The sequence below is a fragment of the Bradyrhizobium sp. 26S5 genome (assembly GCF_036923295.1).
GTDB classification, from domain to species: Bacteria; Pseudomonadota; Alphaproteobacteria; order Rhizobiales; family Xanthobacteraceae; genus Bradyrhizobium; species Bradyrhizobium septentrionale.
The window spans coordinates 939,830-960,756 of the sequence record NZ_CP145948.1; the positions used below are offsets into that span (position 1 = coordinate 939,830).

Below are 20,927 nucleotides of genomic sequence, written 5' to 3' on the forward strand. Positions count from 1 at the left end.
AATGGAGAGACGGCAATGGCTGAGGCGCAAGTCAAGCATCACGACTATCATCTCGTCGACCCGAGCCCGTGGCCGGTGGTCGGCTCGATCTCGGCCTTCATCATGGCGGTCGGCGCGATTGGCTGGATGCACCACATGTATTCGGCCGCCCCGATCGTGTTCGGGGTCGGCACCATCGGCGTGCTCTACACCATGGCGAGCTGGTGGGGCGACGTGATCAAGGAAGCCCAGTACAAGGGCGACCACACCCGCGTGGTGCAGATCAGCCACCGCTACGGCATGATCCTGTTCATCGCCTCCGAGGTGATGTTCTTCGTCGCCTGGTTCTGGGCCTTCTTCAATTCGGCGCTGTTCCCGGCCGATGCGGTGCATGCCACCCGCGACGCGGTGTTCGGCTGCGGCGCCGGCACGGCGATGGGCGCCTGCTCCGTTCCCGGCACCTGGCCGCCGCACGGCATCGAGACCTTCGATCCCTGGCATCTGCCGCTGCTCAACACGCTGCTTCTGCTGACCTCGGGCACCACGGTCACCTGGGCGCACCATGCGCTGCTGGAGAACGACCGCCAGGGCCTCAAGCAGGGCCTGATCCTCACCGTGATCCTCGGCGCCCTTTTCACCTGCGTGCAGGCCTATGAATACGCCCACGCGACGTTCTCGTTTGGCGGCAACGTCTATGGCTCGACCTTCTTCATGGCGACCGGGTTCCACGGCTTCCACGTGCTGGTCGGCACCATCTTCCTGCTGGTCTGCCTGATCCGCGCCTATGCCGGTCACTTCACGCCGAAGCAGCACCTCGGCTTCGAGTTCGCCGCCTGGTACTGGCACTTCGTCGACGTGGTCTGGCTGTTCCTGTTCATCTGCATCTACGTCTGGGGCCGCGGCGCCGAGGCGATGGCCCACGGCGCGCACTAATCACGGGCTGACGTGCTAAGAGGGGGCGGCCCATTGGCCGCCCCTTTTGCTTTTGAAGAGACCCGATGACGGATACCCCGCCCACTGTTACCGAGAGCGCGATCCGCGGCATCGCCTGCCGCTGTCCGCGCTGCGGCAAGGGCAAGCTCTATTCCGGCTTCCTGACGCTGGCGCCGCGCTGCCAGGCCTGCGGCCTCGACTTCGCCTTCATCGATGCCGGTGACGGGCCGGCGATCTTCGTCATCATGCTGGCCGGCGCCATCGTGGTCGCGGCGGCGCTGATCGTCGAGGTGAAGTACCAGCCGCCGTTCTGGGTCCATGCCGCGCTGTGGCTGCCGTTGATCGTGGTGACCACGATCCTGCCGCTGCGTTCCATGAAGGCGCTGCTGATCGCGCTGCAGTTCCACCACAAGGCCGCCGAAGGCCAATTGATCGAGCGCGACCCGCAATGAATGACACGACGAACAAAGCGTTTCCCAGCGAACTGGACACCGATTCGCGCCAAGAAAACGCGTCAAAACAAGAAACGAGAGCCCCGTTCCGATTCGATCGGAACGGAAAGGGCTCTGGTCGGCCGAGCGCGGCCGGCTTCGGCATTTTCACGTTGATCCTGATCGCGGTGTGCATCGCGCTTGGCGTCTGGCAATTGCAGCGCAGGGTCGAGAAGCACGCGCTGATCGCAGCGCTCGACGTGCGGCTCGCCGCCCCGACCGAGGCGATGCCGCCGCCGTCGGCTTGGTCCACGCTGACTTCGGCCAAGGATGAATTCCGCCGCGTCACCCTGACCGCGACCTATGCGAAACAGCCGGACGCGATGGTGTTCAGCTCCGGCTCCGCAGTGCGCGACGACATCAACGGACCCGGCACCTGGGCGTTCCTGCCGGCGAAGCTCGCCAGCGGCGAGACCGTCGTGGTCAACACCGGCTTTGTCCAGAACACGATGCAGGACCGCGCCTTCGAGGATCGCGTCGCCGGCCGCCTCGTCACCGGCGCGCCGGTCGAACTCACCGGCTACATCCGCTTTCCCGAGCCGCCGGGCCGGCTGACGCCCAAGGAAGATCCGTCGAAGCGGCTATGGTTCGTGCGCGATCATCGCGCGATGGCGCAGACTCTCGGCTGGGGAGAGGTCGCGCCGTTCTACATCGACCTCGAGGCGCCGGTGCCGGAGAGCGGCACGCCGAAGCCCGGGCCGCTCAAGGTGCGGCTCAAGGACGACCACATGCAGTACGCCATCACCTGGTTCTCGCTTGCCGCCGCGGTCACAATCGCCTTCGGCCTGTGGTGGCGCGGCCAGCGGCGCCGGGCGGGTTGAGCAGGGGCTTGAAGTCGCCCTTGCAGCATTTACATAATTGCTGTATTTTACAGCAATTATGGAGCTCGGCCGTGGCGGAGTACTCGACCAGCGACCTCTCGCGGAGGTCAGGGGACATTATCGCTGAAGCGCTTCGGCGACCGGTGACCATCACCCAGCGGAACAAGCCGCGCCTGGTGCTGCTGAGCATTGAAGACTACCGCCGCCTCGTTACCCGCGCCGATACGCGGAAAGCCGGTCGGCTCGAGACGATGCCCGACGACGTGTTCGAGGGTCTCAAGGAAGCGATCAGCGCCTATGAACAAGAGGGCGACGAGACGTGAGTCTCGACGATCTTCGCACCGGCAGTGTGATTCGATTTCCCTATTTATGGGTACGCGAGGCGGAACGTGGCGAGACGGAGGGGCGCAAGCCTCGCCCCGTCGCAGTCGGCGTGAGGATCGCCCGCCCAAAGGGCGGCGACGTGCTGGTGCTGTTTCCAATCACCAGTCAACCGCCGGCACCCGATCGCTTCGCAGCGGAGATCCCCGAGATGGAGAAACGTCGCGCAGGGCTCGACGCTACGCTTCGTCTCTGGATCATCCTTGATGAATACAATCAAGATATCGTCGATCAATCATTCTATCTCGAGCCGGCGCCGCCGCTGGGGCGGTTCAGCAAAGCGTTCTTTCTGCCGTTGATGAAGCAGTTCATCGCACGTCGCGCCAGCATCCGGGGCGTCAACCGCCACAGCTGAAGGGCGCGTCGCTGAGATACGGCGCACACCTTGATGCGCGATGCTCAATGGCCGGCACGAACGGGGCCGCCGAGCTTGACCTTGCGCAAGGTCAGCGCCAGCGGGATCGCCGAGAGCGAGATCAGCATCAGCACCCAGAACGCATCCATGTAGGACAGGAACGAGGCCTGGGTCTGCACCTGCTGGCCGATCCACTGGATCGCCTGCTGATGCGCCTGCGCCAGCGAGTTGCCCTGGGCGACGAAGAAGTCGGTGACCTGGTGCAGCGTGTCCTGATATTGCGGGCTTGACGGCGTCACCTGCTCGACCAGTCGGCTCTGGTGGAACTGCTGGCGGTGCGTCAGCACGTTGGACACGATCGAGACGCCGATCGAGCCGCCGGTGTTGCGCGCCGCATTGATCAGCGCGGAGGCCTGGTCGGTCTTGTCGGGCGGGATGCCGTCATAGGACGCCGCCATGATCGGCACGAAGATCAGCGGCAGGCCGACGCCGATCAGCATGCGCGAGCGCGCCATGAACCAGAAGCCGAGATCGCCATAGACGTTGGTCATGCTGTACATCGAGGCCGCAATCACCAGCGCGCCGAGCACGATCAGATATTTCGGCTGCACCTTGGCGGCGAGCCGGCCGACCGCGAACATCATCGCCATGGTGACGAGGCCGCCGGGCGAGAGCACCAGGCCGGCCCAGGTTGCGGTGTAGCCGAAATCCTGCTGCACCAGCTGCGGCAAAAATTGCGTGGTCGCAAGCAGGATGGCGCCGGTCGCCAGCATCACCAGGAAGCAGGCGCCGAACTGTCGGGTCGCCACCATGCGCAGGTCAATCATCGGATTGCGCCGGGTCATCTCCCACGGGATCATCAGCACGAATGCCGTGCCGCAGATCACCGCTGATGTGACGATGAAGGACGAGGCGAACCAGTCGTCCTCGAGGCCGCGGTCGAGCATCACCTCGAGCGCGCCGAGGAAGGTCGCGACCAGCGCGAAGCCGATGACATCGAAACCGGCCTCCTGCCGTTGCGGCTTGGCCTTCTTTGCAGGCTCCTGCAGCACTGCCGCGATCAGGATGGTCGCAAACGCGCCGACCGGGGCGTTGATCAGAAAACACCAGTGCCAGGACAGATTGTCGGACAGCCAGCCCCCGAGCGTCGGCCCGACGACCGGCGCCACCACCACGGCGATGCCGAACACCGCAAACGCTTGTCCGCGCTTGGCCGGCGGAAACGCATCCGCGAGGATCGACTGCGCCACCGGCACCATGCCGCCACCGCCGAGGCCTTGCAGGATGCGGAACAGCAGCAGCGCGTTGAGGCTCGAGGCGAAGCCGCACAGGATCGAGCTGACCGTGAAGATGCCGAGGCAGATCAGGAAGAACCGCTTGCGCCCCAGCATTCGGGCGAGAAAGCTGGACGCGGTCAGGATGATGGCGTTGGAAACCAGATAGGAGGTGACCACCCAGGAGGCTTCGTCCTCGCTCACCCCCATGCCGCCGGCGATATAGGGCAGCGCGACGTTGGCGATCGTGGTGTCGAGCACCTCCATGAAGCTCGCGAGCGCAACTACGATGGCGATCAGCCAGGGATTGACGCTGACGGCTGGAGCCGGCATGGCTTTGGCGTCGATCGCTGCGGCACTCATCACAGCCTCCCAAGATTCAGCTTCTCAAGACGCTCGAGCAGCGACGGCGCGGCGTCGATCCGCACCGTCGGCACCACCGACATGCCCGGCCCGAGCGCGACGTCGGTCGGCGGATTGTCCATCACGATCTTCACCGGCACGCGCTGCACGATCTTGACGTAGTTGCCGGTGGCGTTCTGCGCCGGCAGCAACGAGAACGCGGTGCCGGAGCCGGGCTGCACGCTCTCGACATGGCCCTTGATCGTGCGTCCGGGATAGGCGTCGATCTTCAGCGTCACTTGCTCGCCCGGCCGCATCTTGTCGAGCTGGATCTCCTTGAAGTTCGCGGTGACCCAGGTCTGGTCGGGCACGAACATGGTCAGGTTGGTGCCGGCCTGCGCGAACTGGCCGACGGCAGCCGAGAGGTTGACGACGCGGCCCGGCTGCGCGGCGGTCACCGTCGTGTAGGACAGATTGAGTTGCGCCTGGTCGCGCTGCGCCTCGGCCTGGGCGAGATTGGCGACCGCGCTCTTGCGCTGTGCCTTCAGCGATTCGACCTGGCGCTGTGCAAGGTTGAGCGTCGCCTGCGCGCTCAGCAGTGCGGCCTGCTGCTGATGCAGCTGCGAGGTGTATTGCTCGGAGTTCTGCACGGTGCCGTAGCCGGTCTGCTCCAGATGCTGGAAGCGCGTTGCCTGCTGCTGGGCGAACACCAGCGCCGCCTGCGCCTGGTCCACCTGGGCCTGGTTGGCGGCGATCTGCGCCTGCTGCACATCGAGCTGCGCATCGACATTCTCGATGCTGGCGCGCGCCGCCGCGACCTGGGCCTCGGCCTGCGCCAGCGCGACGCGATAGTCGCGGTCGTCGAGGCGGGCGATCACGTCGCCCGCTGTGACGTGCTGGTTGTCGGTGACCGGAACGGCGGTGATGTAGCCGGAGACTTTTGGTGCGAGGGCGGACTGCCGCGCCGCGATGAAGGCGTCGTCGGTGGATTCGAAATGGTCTGTGTAATCCATATAGAGGGTGCCACCGCCGACCGCGGCGGCGAGCAGCACGGCGCCGATCGCGGAGACGACCGGACGGCGGCGCAGGAAACCGCGCCGCGGCGCCTTGCCGGTAACCTCCGGTGGGACTGTTTCCGGTGGCGCGGGCTGCTTGCCGGCTGGACGCTCCGGCGCGGGAGCCTTCGCGGTGATCTCCGGCCGGTCGGATTTGGCATCGGCTTCGTGCGGGGCCGGCACCGGGGGCGCGCCCTCGATGCTCGGATGCCCCTCCTGGTCGCGCTCCAAAACAGTGTCTTCGAACATGATGGCGGCTCCTGCTGTCCGGCGAGGTCCGTGCGGGCTCGCATAAAGGAACGAAACAGTTTCGTTTCTACGCCGCAAATAGTCTCGCGGCAGCGCAGCGTCAATAGAAACGGAACTGTACCGTTCTATTTACAACCAGATGTGATAGGGCTATATTGCCTGTTGTTGCCGGCGCGACCGGCCAATGGCACCCGGGTAAAGGCGATGACCACCAGCACCTTGAAGAAGCCGCGGGCTCCCAAGGCGAGGCCGGTCGAGGTGCGTGCCGGCCGGCCGCCGAAGGAGCTGGCCGGCGAGGTCGATGGGCGCATCCTGGATGCGGCGCGCAAGGTCTTCCTGCAGCGCGGGTTCGAGGGCGCGAGCATCGACGAGATCGCCGAGGCCGCGCGCTCCGGCAAGCGCACGATCTATGCGCGCTTCCGCGACAAGCGCGCGCTGTTCACCGAGGTGGTGACGCGGGACATCCTGTCACGTATCGCCGAGTTCAAGGCGGACGCGCCGGTCGGCGTGACGATCGAGGAGCGTCTCACTAGCGTGGCCTCGACCCTGCTGCATTGGGGCCTTGACGCCGATCGGATCGGGCTGATGCGGCTCGCCATCGCGGAGGCGCATCGCTTTCCGGATCTCGCTGCCACCGTCAACCGCAGGGCGCGCGCGCTCGCCACCGAGCTCGGCGTTCACCTGCTGCGTGACCTGACGCAATCCGACGAACTCGGCAAGCTGCCGGCCTTCGCCCCGGAGCATCTGCCGACAACGGCGCGCTTGTTTCTCGACATCATCGCGGTGCCGATGCTGCTGCGTGCGCTGTTCGAGGTGGACCTGAAAGTGCTCGACCCCGAGATCAATGATCATGTTGCACGCGGCGTCGCGTTTTTCGTTGCTGCGTGCAGAAATGGTTTCTGACTCGAAACAGACTGGTCTCCGGTTGATCAAGAGATGATCCGAGACAGGTTCGCTCACGCGGTTGTGAGCGCTAGTCGTTGCAACTTCGACACAGCTTGCGGGAAAGAATGCAATTCGAGTGAGGCATGCTGTCGCACGCCTTCCTTCCATGGCAGAGATTTGGTCGCTCGCTTTTTGGGGCGACTTGCTTGCGGCAAGGGCAAAGGGGAATGGAAGTGCGTCGTTTTGGAATCGTTGGGGCTGGAGCCTGCTTTTCATCACGGGATTTGCGAGCGCGGCGTCAGCCGCTGACCTGCCGGAGCGCAGCTGGACCAAGGCTCCGCCATTGGTGGCTCCCGCGTTCAACTGGTCCGGATTCTATGCCGGCGTGAATGTGGGCGGCGGCTGGTATGATGGTGGGAATATCACGACCAGCAGCAATGTCGTTTCGATCGTCGGCGCCGGCAACGTTGTTCGTGTCCCCGTTTCGGACAGCAACCAGGCGGGCATCACCGCTGGCGGATTGCTCGGATACAACTATCAGATCGACAGGGTCGTCCTCGGTGTGGAAGCCGATTTCAACTATGTCGACCTGAAGTCTTCCCGGGGTGGAAGCACCACCGTCACTTTCTTTCACGGCCCGACGGAAAGCTTCAATTTTCAAAACACCAGCAAGATCGATTGGTTCGGCACTGTGCGGAGCCGCATCGGCTTTGTGCCGGCCGAGCGCCTGCTGATCTACGCGACAGGCGGTCTGGCCTATGGCGAGGTGAAGACCAACATCACCAACTCGGAAGTCTTTTCCACGGGTCTCTCGCGGCTCTGGCTTGGCAACAATTCCGACATCCGCGTCGGTTGGACCGCCGGCGGCGGCCTCGAATATGCCTTTCCCGGCAACTGGACGCTGCGCGGCGAATATCTCTATGTCGATCTCGGCGGAAGCGGCACGACAGCGACCTTCCAGGGCACGGATCCGGTGCAGAGCCAGATCCGTTACAATGCCAGCCGCGAGAACAGGTTCAGCATTGCTCGCGCCGCGTTGAGCTACAAGTTCTGACACCGGCTTGAGCAAGGCGTTGCGTTCTCTCTCCCGCAAGCGGGAGAGGTACCGCCGGATCGATCCATTCATGCCAACGGCGGGACTGCCTCCGATGGGCACGAGGCAGCTTGTTGCGCGCCTTTGCGCACGCCGCCCAGCCATCGCCTGATGTCGTCGAGATAGATGTAGACGACCGGCGTCGTGAACAACGTCATCAGCTGCGAGACGATCAACCCGCCGACGATCGCAAAGCCGAGCGGTTGGCGCAGCTCGGAGCCGGTTCCGGTGCCGATCATCAGCGGCACGCCGCCGAGCATCGCGCACATCGTCGTCATCAGGATCGGGCGGAAGCGGGCCTTGCAGGCCAGATAGACCGACCGCTCGGCGGAGAGGTGCTGGTGGCGTTCGGCTTCCAGCGCGAAGTCGATCAGCATGATGCCGTTCTTCTTGACGATGCCGATCAGCAGGATGATGCCGATCAGCCCGATCACGTCGAGGCCGAAGCCGAACGCCCATAGCGCAAGCAGCGCGCCGAGGCCGGCGGAGGGCAGGGTCGAGAGGATCGTGACCGGATGGATGGTGCTTTCATAGAGCATGCCGAGGATCAGATAGACCGCAACGATCGCCGCGACGATCAGCATCGGCGTGCTGGTGAGCGCCGCCTGGAACGCCTGCGCATTGCCCTGGAAGCTGGTGGCAACGGTCGCTGGCATGTGCATATCGGCGGTCGCCTTCTGGATGGCGGCGACCGCCGTTCCGACTGCCGCGCCCGGCGCGAGGTTGAAGCTCAGCGTCACCGACGGGAACTGGCTTTGATGGTTCACCGCAAGCGGCGCGGTGCCGTAATCGATGCTCGCGATCTGGCTGAGCGGCACCATAGATCCGGTGGACGAGCGGATATAGATGCGGTTCAGCGCATAGGGGCCGAGCTGGAACGACGGATCGACCTCGAGGATCACGTAATAGGTGTTGAGCGCCGTGAACAGCTGCGCGACATGGCGCTGGCCAAATGAATCATAGAGCGTGTTGTCGACTGCGGCCGGATCGATGCCGAGGCGCGCGGCGGCGTCGCGGTCGATTTCGAGCTTGAGCTGGCGCGCCGCGTTGGCCTGGTCGGTGGCGACGTCGGCGAGCTCCGGCAGCGTCTTCAGCGTCTGATACAGCTTGCCGGCCCACAGATTGAGCTCGTCCTGGTTCACATCGGTGAGCGTGTACTGATATTGCGTCTTGGACAGGCGGCTAGCGAGATTGATGTCCTGCGTCGCCTGCAGGAACACCGACATTCCCTTGATCTTCTGCAGCGCGCTGTCGAGCTGCCGGATCACCTGGTCCGCGGAAGCAGAGCGCTCCGCTTTAGGCTTCAGCAGCACGAACAGGCGACCATTGTTCTCGGTGACGGTCGGGCCACCGGGGCCGATATAACCGGTCGCATTGGCCACCGCAGGGTTTTTGGCAATGATGTCGATGGCGCTGCGCTGCAAGGCCGCCATCTGCGCCGGCGAAACGTCCGCCGATGCCTCCGTGATGCCGGTGATCATGCCGGTGTCCTGCTGCGGAAAGAAGCCCTTGGGGATCGCGACAAAGAGCAGGCCGGTCACCACGATGCTGGCCAGCATGATTGACAGCGTCGTGGCCTTGAAGCGCAGCGCCACGGCGAGCAGCCGCTCATAGCCGGTCTCGATCGCGACAAAGCCGCGCTCGAGCGCGCGCGACACCCGCCCGGCGTCGGCGCCTTGGTTCGGCGACAGCAGATAGGCGCACATCATCGGCGTCAGGGTCACCGAGACGACGACCGACACCAGGATGGTAACGCACACCGTCACGGCGAATTCCTGGAACATGCGGCCGATCACGCCGCCCATCAGCAGGAGCGGAATGAACACCGCGACCAGCGAGACCGAGATCGAGATGATGGTGAAGGCGATCTCTTTTGCGCCCTTCAGCGTCGCCTGCATCGGTGAGAGACCCTCCTCGATGTGCCGCGAGATGTTCTCGATCATCACGATGGCGTCGTCGACGACGAAGCCGACCGCGATCGACAGGCCCATCAGCGAGAGATTGTCGAGGCTGTAGTTGAGCAGGTACATCACGCCGAACGTGCCGATCAGCGAGATCGGAACCGAGACCGCGGGAATGATGGTCGCCCACAGATTGCGCAGAAACAGGAAGATCACGCCGACCACCAGCGCGATGGTCAACAGCAGGGTGAACTGCACGTCGGCGACGCTGGCGCGGATCGTCTGCGTGCGGTCGGACGCGATCTGGACCTTGATGTCGGACGGCAGGCCCGAGACCAGCTGCGGCAGCAGCTTCTTGATGCCGTCCACCGTGCTGATCACGTTGGCGCCGGGCTGGCGCTGGATTGCGAGGATGACGGCCGGCTTGTCGTTGTACCAGCCGTGCAGCGTGACGTCTTCCGCGGCGACGATGGCCTGGCCGACGTCGCGCAGGCGCACCGGCGCGCCGTTGCGATAGGCGATGATCAGATCGTCATACCTGCTCGCTACCAGCACCTGGTCGTTGGTGGCAAGCGTGTAGGCCTGCTGATTGCCGTAGAGCACGCCCTTGGGCTGGTTCACGGTGATGTTGCCGAGCGTCGTGCGCAATTGCTCGAGGTCGAGGCCCGCGGCGGCGAGCTTGGCCGGATTGACCTGCACCCGGATCGACGGCTTCTGCATGCCGCCGATCGTCACCAGTGCGACGCCCGGCACCTGCGACAATTTCTGGGCCAAGATGCTGTCGGCGTAATCGTCGACCTTGGTCAGCGGCTCGGTGTCCGACGTCAGCGCGATCAGCAGCACCGGCACGTCGGCGGGATTGACCTTGTGGAAGGTCGGCGGCGACGGCATGGTCTTGGGCAGTTGTCCCGCTGCGGCATTGATCGCGGTCTGCACGTCCTGCGCGGCCGAATCGACGCTGCGGTTCAGCGCGAATTGCAGCGTGATCTGGGTGTTGCCGAGCCCGCTGCTCGAGCTCATGCCGGTCAGGCCCGCGATCTGGCCGAACTGCCGCTCCAGCGGCGTCGCGACCGAGGAGGCCATGGTCTGCGGGTCGGCGCCGGGCAGCTGCGCCGTCACCTGGATGGTCGGGGTGTCCACCGTCGGCAGCGCCGAGACCGGCAGCCGCACAAAGGCGACCATGCCGACCAGCGTGATGGCGATGGCCAGGAAAGCGGTCGTGACCGGTCTGCGGATAAAGCCTGCGGAGATGTTCATGGCAGCATGCCTGCGCTTGCAGTGGTCGCGTTCTGGACCAGGTCCTTCTCGTTATCGGGCACGATGTCGACCGTGGTCCCCGGATTGAGCCGGTACTGGCCGGCGGTGACGACGGTCTCGTCCGCCGCGAGGCCTTGCTCGATCAGGACCTGTCCCTCACGCGATTGGCCGGCTGTGACATTGCGTACGCTGACGACGTTGTTGGGGCCGACCACATAGGCGAAGGCCCCGCTTGGCCCCTGCAGCACCGCCGTCAGCGGCACAGTGAGCGCGTTGTGGCTGACGGCAACGGTCAGATGGACGTTGACGAAGTTGCCGGGCCACAGCATGCGGCCGGCGTTGGGGAAGGACGCCTTCAGCCGCACCGTACCGGTCGAACTGTCGACCTGGTTGTCAATCAGCATCAGGCTGCCGTGGTCGAGCTTCTGCTGGTCCTTGGCATCATAGACATCGACCGACACGATCCCGGATACGAGCGCCTGCTGCACGCGCGGGATGTCGGCGGACGGCAGCGTGAAGATCACCGCGATCGGCTGCAGCTGGGTCAGGACCACGAGTCCGTTGAGATCGGACGGCTGCACGATGTTGCCGGGATCGATGCGGCGGATTCCGGTGACGCCGTCGAACGGCGCGGTGATGGTGGTGAAGCTCAGCTGTGTTTGCGCGGCTTCCAGCGCCGCCTTGTCGAGCGCGACCGTGCCCTCACCCTGCGAGACCAGCGAATTCTGGGTATCGAGCAGCTGCTGGGTGGCAAAGCCGCGGTTGGCGAGCGGCTGGGTCCGCGAAAGGTTGGTCCTGGCGTTCTTCAGGCTGGCCTCGTCGCGGGCCAGCGCGGCCTCGGCCTGATCGACCTGGGCCTCATAGACCCGCGGGTCGATCTTGGCGAGCACGTCGCCGCGCTTCACCTGCTTGCCCTCGACGAAGTCGACGCTGTCGAGCGTGCCCTGCACCTGGGTGCGGATGGTCGCGGTGTTGATCGGCGTCACCGTGCCGAGCCCTTCGAGCACGATCGGCACGTCGTGCTGCCGGACCTTGGCCGCCGTCACCGGAACGGCCCCGGACAGGGCCGCCGCGGGTGCGTGATCTGTGCGGCCGTCGCGCAGGTGCACGAGATACGCGCCGGCGCCGATTGCGGCGGCGATCGCCAGACAAACGCTGGTGATCATGAGGGCCTTCGGTGTCATGGGTCGCCAACTCCATCAATTGTCCGGCGGCCGATCGTTGCGACCAGCTCGAGGACGAAGGTTTCAGTGACGCTCGCTGCCGCGCCGGCAGCGCGGCCGGCCGTCAGGTCGAGCGTGATGATGCGTGCGTCGAGATCGGCGGAGCGCAGCGCGCCGATGAGATCGCCGCGCAGCGCCTCATCGCCGTCGCGGCGGATGACAAGCCGCATCGCCGTGACCGTGGGCACGATGGGAAACGGCAGCGCGCCGCAGGGGACGTCGATCGCGACGATGCCGCCGCACGGCAATTCGCCCCGCAGCGCCAGTTCCAGCATGCTGCGCGCGACCGGCCCTTCGCCGAGCAGGATCAGGTGCCGCCGCGTCATGCCGGAGCGGCTGAGCGCGGCCGCGACGCCGCTTACGATGTCGGCATAGCCCGGTTCGCCCAGCGCGATCGGCAACCACTTTGCAAGTGGCGTCAGTGCCCGCCAGCGCGCGAAGGTTTGGGGGATGGCGGCAGCCGGTGCATCCGGTGTGACCAGGACACCGACCAGCACACTCGCGGCGGTGCGAACCGGTCTTGCTGGAACTGCGCTGTGCAGGCTCTGGAACATGCCCGGAAGTTGGGCCCTGCCGCGATATTATTCAAATGAATTGTCTTTATCCGCCAATTCACATTGTGCATGATGAGCGCATGCGGCTGCGCAATCTCGACCTCAATTTGCTCCTGGTGTTCGACGCCGTCATGCGCGAACGCAGCGTGATACGCGCAGCCAACGCGCTTGCCATCAGCCAGCCGGCGGTCAGCCACGCGCTGAACCGGCTGCGCCACGCGCTCAAGGACGGACTGTTCGTCCGCACGCCATCCGGCATGCTGCCGACGCCGCGCGCGGAGGCGCTGGCGCTGCCGATCCGCAAGGCGCTCAACGAGCTGCAGCTCGCGGTCGAGGGCGATCAGTTCGATCCGGCGCAGGCCAACCGGCGCTTCAACATTGCGGTGAACAATTATGCCGCGGTGGTCGCGGTCGGCCTGATCCTCGCGGCCGCGCGGGCGCAAGCGCCGATGGTGCGGCTGACGCTGCTGCCGAGCGGCACCTTGAATCTTGCCGACCGGATCGACCGCGGCGAGCTCGATCTCGCGATCTCCGCGCGCGCGCTCGAGAGCGAGCGCTTTGCCTCGCAGCTTTTGATCGAGGACCGCTTCGTCGCGGTGCTGAGGGCGGGGCACCCGTCCCTGCGCAAGAAGCTGACCGCCGAGCTGCTGGCCAGCCTGCCGCATCTTGCGATCACCTCCAGCGGCGAGAATCTGGACTTCGTCGACGCCTGGCTGCAGGCCCGCAAGGCCGAGCGGACCATTGCCGCCGACGTCCCCTATCTGTCCGCCGGCGCGGTCCTGGTGCAATCCAACATGGTTGCGATCCTTGGGCGGAAGCTCGCGCTCGAATTCCGCCGCGCCTATCCGATCGAGATGCGCGAATTGCCGTTCGACGCACCGAAGCTGCAGAGTGTCATGAGCTGGCACCGCCGCTTCGACGATCTGCCGGCGCACCGCTGGCTGCGAGACACGATCGTTGCTGCCACGGCCGGCGTTTGACATCCGCACGGGATCGTCGCGCTTGCGGCAGGCCGGCGCTCAACCCGGCACGCGCTCCACGGCATGCCGCAGCCAGACCATGCCGCCCTCCAGCGTCTCGCAATGGGTGAGCCGCAGCGATTGCCCGGCGCCGGGGCGGTCGCCTTCGGGGCCGTGATAGTCGACGATGCTTTGCGATCCGGCGACGCCGTCGACCGCCGGATGGATCAGCGTGCTGAACTCGTCGATCAGCCCGTGCTTGAGGAAGGCGCCGTTGATCCCGCCGCCGCCTTCGAGCAGCAGCGTTTTGGCGCCGAACAGCGACGCAAGCTGCGCCATCGCACTCGCCAGATCATCGCCCTTTGCGCCGGCAAACAGGTAGGACGCGCCGTCCCCGCGCAATTCGGCGAGGTGGGCATCGGAGACCTGTTCGCCGAGCACCGCGACGGCGTGATCGCCGCCGACATTGTCCTTGCCGAAATGCACGCGGCCCGAGGGATCGATGCCGATCGCGAGCTTGCGGCCGTTGCGGTTGCCGAGATGCGGCTCGCGCGGCAGTTTCGGTGCATTGGCGACGTGCCGCTCCGATCCCTTGGCCATCTCGTTCATGGTGACGCGGCCGATGATCCATCCGTCGGCGTTGAACTCGTCATGGATCCGTTCGTAATGGGAGCGCAGCACGTCGGCCGGGATGCCGGCGGCGGGTTTGGTGAAGCGGCTGGGATGTAGCCGGCCGTCGATCGATGTGCCCATGTGGCAGATGATGTGGGGTCGCATAGGCTAACTCTTCGGTGGAGCGGCGCGGTGACTGCGCCGGGGAGGGGCAACCTCTGATCTAGAGTGGCCGAAGCACATTCTCAATGCCGATAACGCGGCAGTGTTTGGTAACATGCCCGCCGAATGGAACCGGCCGCGCCGCTCCGCGTCTCTCCTCACGTCTCCTTCGCGTATTGCTCGTAAAGCCTGGCTGCATTGTCCCAGCGAATGGCCTCCATGTAGATGTCCACATAACGCGCCGCGGCGGCACCGAAGTCCATGTGATAGGCGTGCTCATACATATCGAGCACCAGGACCGGACGACCGCCGGCAAGCGTCGTCGTATGATCCGCGGCCCATTGATTGACCAGCCGCTTGTCGCGGGGCGAGTAGGCGAGGATCACCCAACCCGAACCGCCACCTTCCGCCTTGCCCATCGCGGCGAATTCGGTGCGCCAGCGCTCCATGCTGCCGAAGTCGCGCGTGATCGCCTCGGCGAGCGCTCCGCCCGGTTTGCCCGCGCCGCCGAGCCCATCGAAATAGACTTCATGCAGGATCATCGAGTTCGCCGCGATCAACTCCTCGCGCTTCAGGCCGTTGATCATAAAGTTCGGCGCCTTGGCGAAGTCGAGTTCGGCAAGCTGCGTGCCGATGGCGTTGAGCCGCTTCACCGCGCCGACGTAATTGTTCTCGTAGTGGCTGACGAGGATCTTCTCGGAGATGCCGCTGATCGACTTTGGATCGAACGACATCGGTTTTGCCTGATAGGACATGGCCCTGGCTCCTGTCTGCTGGTTGGTTTCGGCAGCGGCGCGGTTGCTACCCAGCACGACTGCCGATGCGGTAGCTACGCCGGCCGCGGTGATGAAGTTGCGGCGCTCTGTGTCGATGGTCATCGGCTCCTCCTGATGTTGAGCAATGCCGGTACGCTTGGATCAAAGGGTGCGAAAGTTCGATGCGTCAGCCGCTCCGCTCAGATCATGCCCACGAGGCGCAGCAGCACGCCCACGATGCAGGACGCGGCGAGGACGGCGAGCATCCCCACATTGAAGCGGAAGATCGCAATCGCTGCGGCCACCGACAGCGCCAGCGCCGGCCAGTCGATACTGCCTGGCACCGGCGCGTCGAACGACAGGCCAAGCCCGTGCACCGGGAAGGTCTGCCGGAACAGCGTGTGCAGCGCGAACCAGATCGAGAGGTTGAGGATCACGCCGACCACGGCGGCGGTGATCGCCGACAGCGCGCCGGCGAGCGCCTTGTTGCCGCGCAGTGCTTCGATGTAGGGCGCGCCGACGAAGATCCACAGGAAGCACGGCGTGAAGGTCACCCATGTCGCGAGCAGGCCGCCGAGCGTGGCGGCAAGCATCGGCGGCAGGCCGCTGGCCTCGCGGAACGCCGCCATGAACCCCACGAACTGCACCACCATGATCAGCGGTCCGGGCGTGGTCTCGGCCATGCCGAGCCCGTCCAGCATCTCGCGCGGGCTGACCCAGTGGTAATATTCCGCGGCTTGCTGCGCGACATAGGCGAGCACGGCATAGGCCCCGCCGAATGTCACCATCGCCATCTTGCTGAAGAAGATCGCGATCTGGCTGAACACGTCACCGGGCCCGAGCGCGATGAGCAGGGCGAACACCGGCACCAGCCAGAGCGCGAGCCAGACCGCGCCGACCCGCAGCGCGCGCGACGCGTTGGGACGGACGTGATCCGGCACCGCCTCGCCAAGCATGCTGTCGATCACGGCGGAATTCTTGCCGCCATGTTCGATGGCCGCAAATTCGCTGCGGCCCAGGTATGCCCCGATCAGCCCGACGCCGGCAGCGGCCAGGATGATCAGCGGAAACGGCACCGCGAAGAAGAAGATTGCGACAAAGGCTGTCGCCGCGAGCGCGATCATCACCCGGTTGCGCAGCGCGCGCTTGCCGACCCGCACCACGGCCTGGATGACGATGGCAAGCACCGCTGCCTTCAGGCCGAAGAACAGCGCCTCGACAAATCCGACATTGCCGTAGGCGGCATAGATGTAGCTGAGTCCCATGACGGCGAAGATACCGGGTAGGATGAACAATCCGCCTGCCACGATGCCGCCGAGCGTCCGGTGCAGCAGCCAGCCGATATAGGTCGCGAGCTGCTGCGCCTCCGGCCCCGGCAGCAGCATGCAGTAGTTGAGGGCGTGCAGGAAACGCCCCTCCGATATCCAGTTCTTCTCCTCGACCAGGATGCGATGCATCACCGCGATCTGGCCGGCCGGTCCGCCAAAGCTCAGGATGGCGACGCGCATCCACACCAGCAGTGCCTCGTTGAACGAGATGCCGTGGGAGTGTTCCTGTCCGCGCGTCCTTGGGTTCGCCGCGACGTCGGTCATGGCTTCACCTTGCTGGTCGGCCAATTGTGCGTCTCCCGGGTCGCGTCGCGGCACCAGCGATAGAAGGCGTCGTAGAGTAGCAGGCCGGCGTTCAATTGTTCGAGGTCGTCGTCGAACATGCGCGACAGGCCGAGCGAGGCGGCAAGCAATCCGGGTGCCTCAGGGGATAGATCGAGCCGTGCGGTATCCGCGGCCCGCACCATGGTCGCGAGCCGCTCCAGCGCCGGCGTCGCCAGACCGAACTCCTTGACCATGATGTCGAAGGTGCAGAGTTCGCCGCGATGGCTCCAGAACACGTTCTCGATGTCGAACGGCGTCGCCCCGAACCGCTCGGCGACGGCCTCGACCTCCGCTGACGCGACGAACAGGAACACGGCCGCGGGATCGACAAAGCGGCGGATCAGCCACGGACAGGCGATGCGGTCGATCTTCGGCCGTGATCGCGTGACCCAGACGGTACGGCCGCGCCCGTCGCGTTTCGGAATCCTGTCGGCGGGAACGGTGGGAAGCTCCGCCGTTTTCCAGCCGAGATGGCCGCCCTCGAGAACCTCGGCAGCAATGTTGCCGCATCGCAGCCAGGCTGCGGTGCCTTCGGCGAGCTTCTGCCCCTTTTGGCAGATGACGACCACGGACTGGCCGGAGAAGCGGGAAGCCCAGTCCTGGACGTCGCGATGGGAGTGTCTGATCGCGCCCGGGATCAGCTGCGGATCTGCGGCGAAATCCTCATCGAGGCGAACGTCGACCAGCGTCGGCGCCTTGGCGGTGCCGATCAGACGAGACAATTTTTCGGATGAGATCGATGTGTATGACGACATGGTGCGCCCTTGGTGAACAGGACGCGATTCTTGGGCATGTCGCCTCGCGGGGAGATCGCACATCCCCGTGGCTGCAATAAAAGACGAATGTCCGTTGCTGTCAACGGTCTTGCCGAAGCGGATTCATCAGCGATTGAAGCGGATCACCAAAAGTTCACTGTCTATGACAGGGACGGTGTCGGTGCTGAACCTCGCTCTCAACCGCTCGGCGGGATTGGTTCCACTTCCATCTTGAAACCTGCGCGCGGTCGTCTAGATTCCTCGCTACGGGGAAAAGGCAGACTCCCCGTGAGACCTCGGTCCAAGCTCTGCGCGACACCCAACCCGTCGTGGAGCTTTGATATGGACACCGAACAGCACACACCCCGTCGTTCCAGAATAGCGATCCTGTGGCGTGGCGATGCCGCGGCGCGGCAGGAGGCGACCCCACACAACAACCGTTTCGTCCGCGTCTTCGAAGCGCTCGAAGCCTCCGGCATCGAGGCGTGTCCCGTCGTCTACGACGAGAGTTTCGCCGATGCCGTCCGCGACCAGTTGCTGACGATGGACGGCGTTCTCGTCTGGGTCGATCCGATCCATCAAGGCAAGACGCGCGCGGCGCTCGATCCCCTGCTGTGCGAGGTCGCGGCGAAACATCCGATGAGAGGTCTATGGGTCAGCGCCCATCCGGACGTCATCCTCAAGATGGGTGTCAAGGAGGTGCTCTACCGCACCCGTCATCTCGGCTGGGGCGCCGACACGCATCGCTACGCCACCGCCGACGCTTTCCGCGCCGAATTCCCGTCGCGCCTGCGCACCGCTGGTCCACGCGTGCTCAAGCAGAACCGCGGCAATGGCGGGCAGGGCGTCTGGAAGGTGGAAGCGTTGCCGAACGCGGACGCGACCGTTCGCGTGCTCCACGCGCTGCGCGGCAGCCAGCCCGAGGAGACGCCGCTGGACGCGTTGATGGCGCGTTGCGAGCCTTATTTCGGATGGGGCGGCTGCATCATCGATCAGGCTTTCCAGCCGCGGCTGCCCGAGGGCATGATCCGTTGCTATGTCAGCGGATCGAAGGTCGCGGGCTTCGGGCACCAGCTGATCAAGGCCTTGATCCCGCCGCCTCCGGAAGGCCCCGACGCACCCGAGGCCCAACCCGGACCGCGCATCATGCACGGTCCCGATGCGCCGCAATTTAGGACGTTGCGACGGCTGATGGAGAACGAATGGATCCCGCAGTTGATGGCGACGCTTGTGATCGATGAGGCGTCGCTGCCCGTGATCTGGGATGCGGACTTCCTCTACGGTCCGCGCGATGCCGACGGCGCCGACACCTACGTGCTCTGCGAGATCAACGCGAGCTCGTGCTTCGCGATCCCCGATGAGGCACCGGCCGCGATCGCGCAGACGGTCAACGAGCGCATTGATCGGAGCGTGGAGAGCGTGAAGTGAGCACGCCCTTCAGGCTCCCTCCCCCGCGCAACCGGGGTCTACCCCGGTTGCGCATCAATGATTTGCGCAAGTCGGGCAGGCCCGGCTTGCGATGGGGGAGGGTTGGGGAGAGGGGTGGCTCCGGGCGAGATGATCGATGAGGGCACTAACCGCGCAATTGCGCTAGCCTATTGCCGTGAAGAATTCGGAGAGAGCTTGCCGTTTGGCACCCCTCTCCCCAACCCTCCCCCGCAAGGGGGGAGGGAACCCTGCCGCCGATGGCTCCCTCACGCGCGCGTGCCACTGAGTTGCCCGACGGCGCAAGACCCCGCGGCAAAAATATTTCGGTTTATCGGAACCATAATTTGATGTATGGTTCGCCCGTCTCACCCGATCGAGGGGCGCTTCGCGGTCGTCACGAACGCGGTGTGGGATGCGAGTGGACGACGATTGCGCAATCGACGAGTGCGCATGAGGCGGACGGCGAAGTCGTGTGGTCCTGACGCCCTAGTGGCCGGTGTCCCCTAGTAGAACGCGCAAGCGTTCTTACGAAGGCGGTGACAAGCAAGCCCAGTCTCGCCGGGGAGAGCGCGAAGTAAGCCGCACAACCATCGCGCAGGGAAAGCCGGAGTCTCCGGTTACACCTGTGGTCCTACCCCCGAGCTTTCTACCTTTTGCTCGGGGCCCATGGGTGCGATCGGCACCCGGCTTTCCCTGCGCCCTCTTCAAGAGAGGGCGAGACGAAGAGCAAAGCTCGGACAATTCATGTCGCGAGAATGCGAAGCTGTATCCTCATCCTCATCTGTCATCGCCCGGCTCGACCGGGCGATCCAGTACGCCGCGGCCTCTCGGCTCAAGCAGCAGCGTCTCTGGAATACTGGATCGCCCGGTCAAGCCGGGCGATGACACCGAACAAGCTGTTTGACATTCGAATCCGAACCCAACGCCGTCATCCCCGCGCAAAGGCTTCGCCTTTGTCGCTGGAGGTGCGAGCGGAGCGAGCCTCGAAGGATGAATCGGCCACCAGCGGGGCCGTCGATCCTTCGAGACGCGCGCAAGAGCGCGCTCCTTAGGATGACGGTATTGAGAGCACGCCCACTACTTCGCCCGCATCGCCTCGGGCGTGTCCGGCTGCGCGGACGGATGCGCCCTGGCGAACGCCGGCAGCGCCATTGCGGTCTCGTGGATGCGCTTCACGGTCGGCCAGGGCGACAGGCTGATTTGCTGGTTGATCGCCGCGGTGACGTGGCCGACCACGCAGATGTCGGCGAGGCCCGGCGTGTCGCCGTGGCAGAACTGGCCGGTGGCCTTGTGGCCGGCGAGGTGCCCCTCGAGCGCCGCCAGCGTCTCGACTGTCCAGTGCCGCCGCCAGGCATTCTGCTGGCTGTCGCGCAAATCGAGCTCGCGATCGAGATAGCGGCGCACCCGCGGCGTCAGCAGCGGATGGCCCTCGCAGGCGACGATCAGCGCCAGACCGCGCACCCGGGCGCGGCCAAGCGGATCGGGTGGCAGCAGCGGCGGGGTTGGGTAGGTCTCGTCGAGATAATCGATGATCGCGAGCGACTGGAACAGCACCGCGCCATCGTCCGTCACCAGTGCCGGCAGCGCCATCTGCGGATTGATCTTGCGATAGGCATCGGCGCGATGCGCGTCCGCATCGATGTCGACGAACACGACCTCGGCCGGCACGCCCTTCAGATTGAGCGGCGATCCGGACCCGAAAGCTCGCCAGCGACCGCCAGAAGGAGAAGAATTGCATGGGGAATTCACTCCGCTCGTCATGCGCGGGCAAAAGCGCGAAGCGCGTCTTCGCGCAGATGACCCGGGTATCC

19 protein-coding genes are annotated in these 20,927 nt (G+C 65.2%); 9 read left to right on the forward strand and 10 right to left on the reverse strand.

Annotated features, from left to right (window positions below; all coding sequences use genetic code 11):
- Nucleotides 1-15: 15 nt before the first annotated feature.
- The 5 genes from V5279_RS04330 to V5279_RS04350 all read left to right on the forward strand — a co-directional run bounded on the left by V5279_RS04330 (nt 16) and on the right by V5279_RS04350 (nt 2,960).
- Nucleotides 16-912, forward strand: coding sequence for a cytochrome c oxidase subunit 3 (locus V5279_RS04330; protein WP_166211150.1), 897 nt, complete (start codon nt 16-18; stop codon nt 910-912).
- Nucleotides 913-977: 65 nt separating this feature from the next.
- Complete coding sequence (locus V5279_RS04335; RefSeq protein ID WP_029077792.1) at nt 978-1,364, forward strand: DUF983 domain-containing protein; 387 nt, start codon at nt 978-980, stop codon at nt 1,362-1,364.
- 152 nt (nt 1,365-1,516) lie between these two features.
- Nucleotides 1,517-2,224, forward strand: a complete 708-nt coding sequence (locus V5279_RS04340; RefSeq protein WP_338695369.1) for an SURF1 family protein — start codon at nt 1,517-1,519, stop codon at nt 2,222-2,224.
- Nucleotides 2,225-2,295: 71 nt separating this feature from the next.
- On the forward strand, nt 2,296-2,547 hold the full coding sequence (locus tag V5279_RS04345) for a type II toxin-antitoxin system prevent-host-death family antitoxin (protein WP_338695370.1): 252 nt from the start codon (nt 2,296-2,298) through the stop codon (nt 2,545-2,547).
- Complete coding sequence (locus V5279_RS04350) at nt 2,544-2,960, forward strand: hypothetical protein (protein WP_338695371.1); 417 nt, start codon at nt 2,544-2,546, stop codon at nt 2,958-2,960. Before V5279_RS04345 ends, V5279_RS04350 begins: the two co-directional genes overlap by 4 nt.
- 44 nt (nt 2,961-3,004) lie before the next feature.
- On the opposite strand, the gene V5279_RS04355 is transcribed toward V5279_RS04350, so the two are convergent.
- Complete coding sequence (locus V5279_RS04355) at nt 3,005-4,597, reverse strand: DHA2 family efflux MFS transporter permease subunit (RefSeq protein WP_338695372.1); 1,593 nt, start codon at nt 4,595-4,597, stop codon at nt 3,005-3,007.
- Entirely contained in the window at nt 4,597-5,880 is a 1,284-nt protein-coding gene (locus tag V5279_RS04360; protein WP_414645899.1) for an HlyD family secretion protein, read from the reverse strand. The genes V5279_RS04355 and V5279_RS04360 overlap by 1 nt, the downstream gene beginning before the upstream one ends.
- Before the next feature lie 204 nt (nt 5,881-6,084).
- Between V5279_RS04360 and V5279_RS04365 the strand changes: the two genes are divergently transcribed.
- Nucleotides 6,085-6,783 (forward strand): TetR/AcrR family transcriptional regulator, encoded by a 699-nt coding sequence (locus tag V5279_RS04365; RefSeq protein WP_338695373.1) that lies wholly within the window; start codon nt 6,085-6,087, stop codon nt 6,781-6,783.
- A gap of 328 nt (nt 6,784-7,111) precedes the next feature.
- Nucleotides 7,112-7,819 carry an outer membrane protein gene (locus V5279_RS04370; RefSeq protein ID WP_338695374.1) on the forward strand — a complete coding sequence of 236 codons (708 nt, stop codon included), beginning with the start codon at nt 7,112-7,114 and terminating at the stop codon, nt 7,817-7,819.
- 68 nt (nt 7,820-7,887) lie between these two features.
- Here V5279_RS04370 and V5279_RS04375 read toward each other — a convergent pair whose 3' ends face one another.
- The 3 genes from V5279_RS04375 to V5279_RS04385 are packed head-to-tail and all read right to left on the reverse strand — an operon-like array spanning nt 7,888 to nt 12,793.
- Nucleotides 7,888-11,016, reverse strand: a complete 3,129-nt coding sequence (locus tag V5279_RS04375) for an efflux RND transporter permease subunit (protein WP_338695375.1) — start codon at nt 11,014-11,016, stop codon at nt 7,888-7,890.
- Nucleotides 11,013-12,200: an efflux RND transporter periplasmic adaptor subunit gene (locus tag V5279_RS04380; RefSeq protein ID WP_338695376.1), complete on the reverse strand. Its 1,188-nt coding sequence runs from the start codon at nt 12,198-12,200 to the stop codon at nt 11,013-11,015. Before V5279_RS04380 ends, V5279_RS04375 begins: the two co-directional genes overlap by 4 nt.
- The gene (locus tag V5279_RS04385) at nt 12,197-12,793 is read right to left on the reverse strand and encodes a hypothetical protein (RefSeq protein ID WP_338695377.1); all 597 of its coding nucleotides are present in this window, start codon (nt 12,791-12,793) and stop codon (nt 12,197-12,199) included. Before V5279_RS04385 ends, V5279_RS04380 begins: the two co-directional genes overlap by 4 nt.
- Nucleotides 12,794-12,873: 80 nt before the next feature.
- Here V5279_RS04385 and V5279_RS04390 point away from each other — a divergent pair, with 80 nt between their 5' ends.
- The gene (locus tag V5279_RS04390; RefSeq protein ID WP_338695378.1) at nt 12,874-13,773 is read left to right on the forward strand and encodes a LysR family transcriptional regulator; all 900 of its coding nucleotides are present in this window, start codon (nt 12,874-12,876) and stop codon (nt 13,771-13,773) included.
- Nucleotides 13,774-13,812: 39 nt separating this feature from the next.
- Here V5279_RS04390 and V5279_RS04395 read toward each other — a convergent pair whose 3' ends face one another.
- From V5279_RS04395 to V5279_RS04410, 4 genes are all read right to left on the reverse strand, one after another.
- Nucleotides 13,813-14,529: a dihydrofolate reductase family protein gene (locus V5279_RS04395; protein ID WP_338695379.1), complete on the reverse strand. Its 717-nt coding sequence runs from the start codon at nt 14,527-14,529 to the stop codon at nt 13,813-13,815.
- Between the two features lie 155 nt (nt 14,530-14,684).
- Nucleotides 14,685-15,281: a superoxide dismutase gene (locus tag V5279_RS04400; RefSeq protein WP_166307965.1), complete on the reverse strand. Its 597-nt coding sequence runs from the start codon at nt 15,279-15,281 to the stop codon at nt 14,685-14,687.
- A gap of 200 nt (nt 15,282-15,481) precedes the next feature.
- The gene (gene chrA / locus V5279_RS04405) at nt 15,482-16,873 is read right to left on the reverse strand and encodes a chromate efflux transporter (RefSeq protein WP_338701848.1); all 1,392 of its coding nucleotides are present in this window, start codon (nt 16,871-16,873) and stop codon (nt 15,482-15,484) included.
- Nucleotides 16,870-17,688, reverse strand: coding sequence for a chromate resistance protein ChrB domain-containing protein (locus tag V5279_RS04410; protein ID WP_166301970.1), 819 nt, complete (start codon nt 17,686-17,688; stop codon nt 16,870-16,872). The genes chrA and V5279_RS04410 overlap by 4 nt, the downstream gene beginning before the upstream one ends.
- Before the next feature lie 342 nt (nt 17,689-18,030).
- Between V5279_RS04410 and V5279_RS04415 the strand changes: the two genes are divergently transcribed.
- Nucleotides 18,031-19,116, forward strand: a complete 1,086-nt coding sequence (locus V5279_RS04415) for a Cj0069 family protein (protein WP_166307968.1) — start codon at nt 18,031-18,033, stop codon at nt 19,114-19,116.
- Between the two features lie 1,077 nt (nt 19,117-20,193).
- Here V5279_RS04415 and maiA read toward each other — a convergent pair.
- Complete coding sequence (gene maiA, locus V5279_RS04420; RefSeq protein ID WP_338695383.1) at nt 20,194-20,784, reverse strand: maleylacetoacetate isomerase; 591 nt, start codon at nt 20,782-20,784, stop codon at nt 20,194-20,196.
- Between the last annotated feature and the right edge of the window lie 143 nt (nt 20,785-20,927).

What these genes read in the sequence shown, in the direction of transcription:
- V5279_RS04335 (WP_029077792.1), top strand. Translation starts at nt 978, where the DNA reads ATGACGGATACCCCGCCCACTGTTACCGAGAGCGCGATCCGCGGCATC.
- chrA (WP_338701848.1), bottom strand. Translation starts at nt 16,873, where the DNA reads ATGACCGACGTCGCGGCGAACCCAAGGACGCGCGGACAGGAACACTCC.
- V5279_RS04360 (WP_414645899.1), bottom strand. Translation starts at nt 5,880, where the DNA reads ATGTTCGAAGACACTGTTTTGGAGCGCGACCAGGAGGGGCATCCGAGC.
- V5279_RS04380 (WP_338695376.1), bottom strand. Translation starts at nt 12,200, where the DNA reads ATGACACCGAAGGCCCTCATGATCACCAGCGTTTGTCTGGCGATCGCC.
- V5279_RS04375 (WP_338695375.1), bottom strand. Translation starts at nt 11,016, where the DNA reads ATGAACATCTCCGCAGGCTTTATCCGCAGACCGGTCACGACCGCTTTC.
- V5279_RS04415 (WP_166307968.1), top strand. Translation starts at nt 18,031, where the DNA reads ATGGACACCGAACAGCACACACCCCGTCGTTCCAGAATAGCGATCCTG.
- V5279_RS04390 (WP_338695378.1), top strand. Translation starts at nt 12,874, where the DNA reads ATGCGGCTGCGCAATCTCGACCTCAATTTGCTCCTGGTGTTCGACGCC.
- V5279_RS04355 (WP_338695372.1), bottom strand. Translation starts at nt 4,597, where the DNA reads ATGAGTGCCGCAGCGATCGACGCCAAAGCCATGCCGGCTCCAGCCGTC.
- V5279_RS04410 (WP_166301970.1), bottom strand. Translation starts at nt 17,688, where the DNA reads ATGTCGTCATACACATCGATCTCATCCGAAAAATTGTCTCGTCTGATC.
- V5279_RS04385 (WP_338695377.1), bottom strand. Translation starts at nt 12,793, where the DNA reads ATGTTCCAGAGCCTGCACAGCGCAGTTCCAGCAAGACCGGTTCGCACC.
- V5279_RS04395 (WP_338695379.1), bottom strand. Translation starts at nt 14,529, where the DNA reads ATGCGACCCCACATCATCTGCCACATGGGCACATCGATCGACGGCCGG.
- V5279_RS04330 (WP_166211150.1), top strand. Translation starts at nt 16, where the DNA reads ATGGCTGAGGCGCAAGTCAAGCATCACGACTATCATCTCGTCGACCCG.
- V5279_RS04400 (WP_166307965.1), bottom strand. Translation starts at nt 15,281, where the DNA reads ATGTCCTATCAGGCAAAACCGATGTCGTTCGATCCAAAGTCGATCAGC.
- V5279_RS04365 (WP_338695373.1), top strand. Translation starts at nt 6,085, where the DNA reads ATGACCACCAGCACCTTGAAGAAGCCGCGGGCTCCCAAGGCGAGGCCG.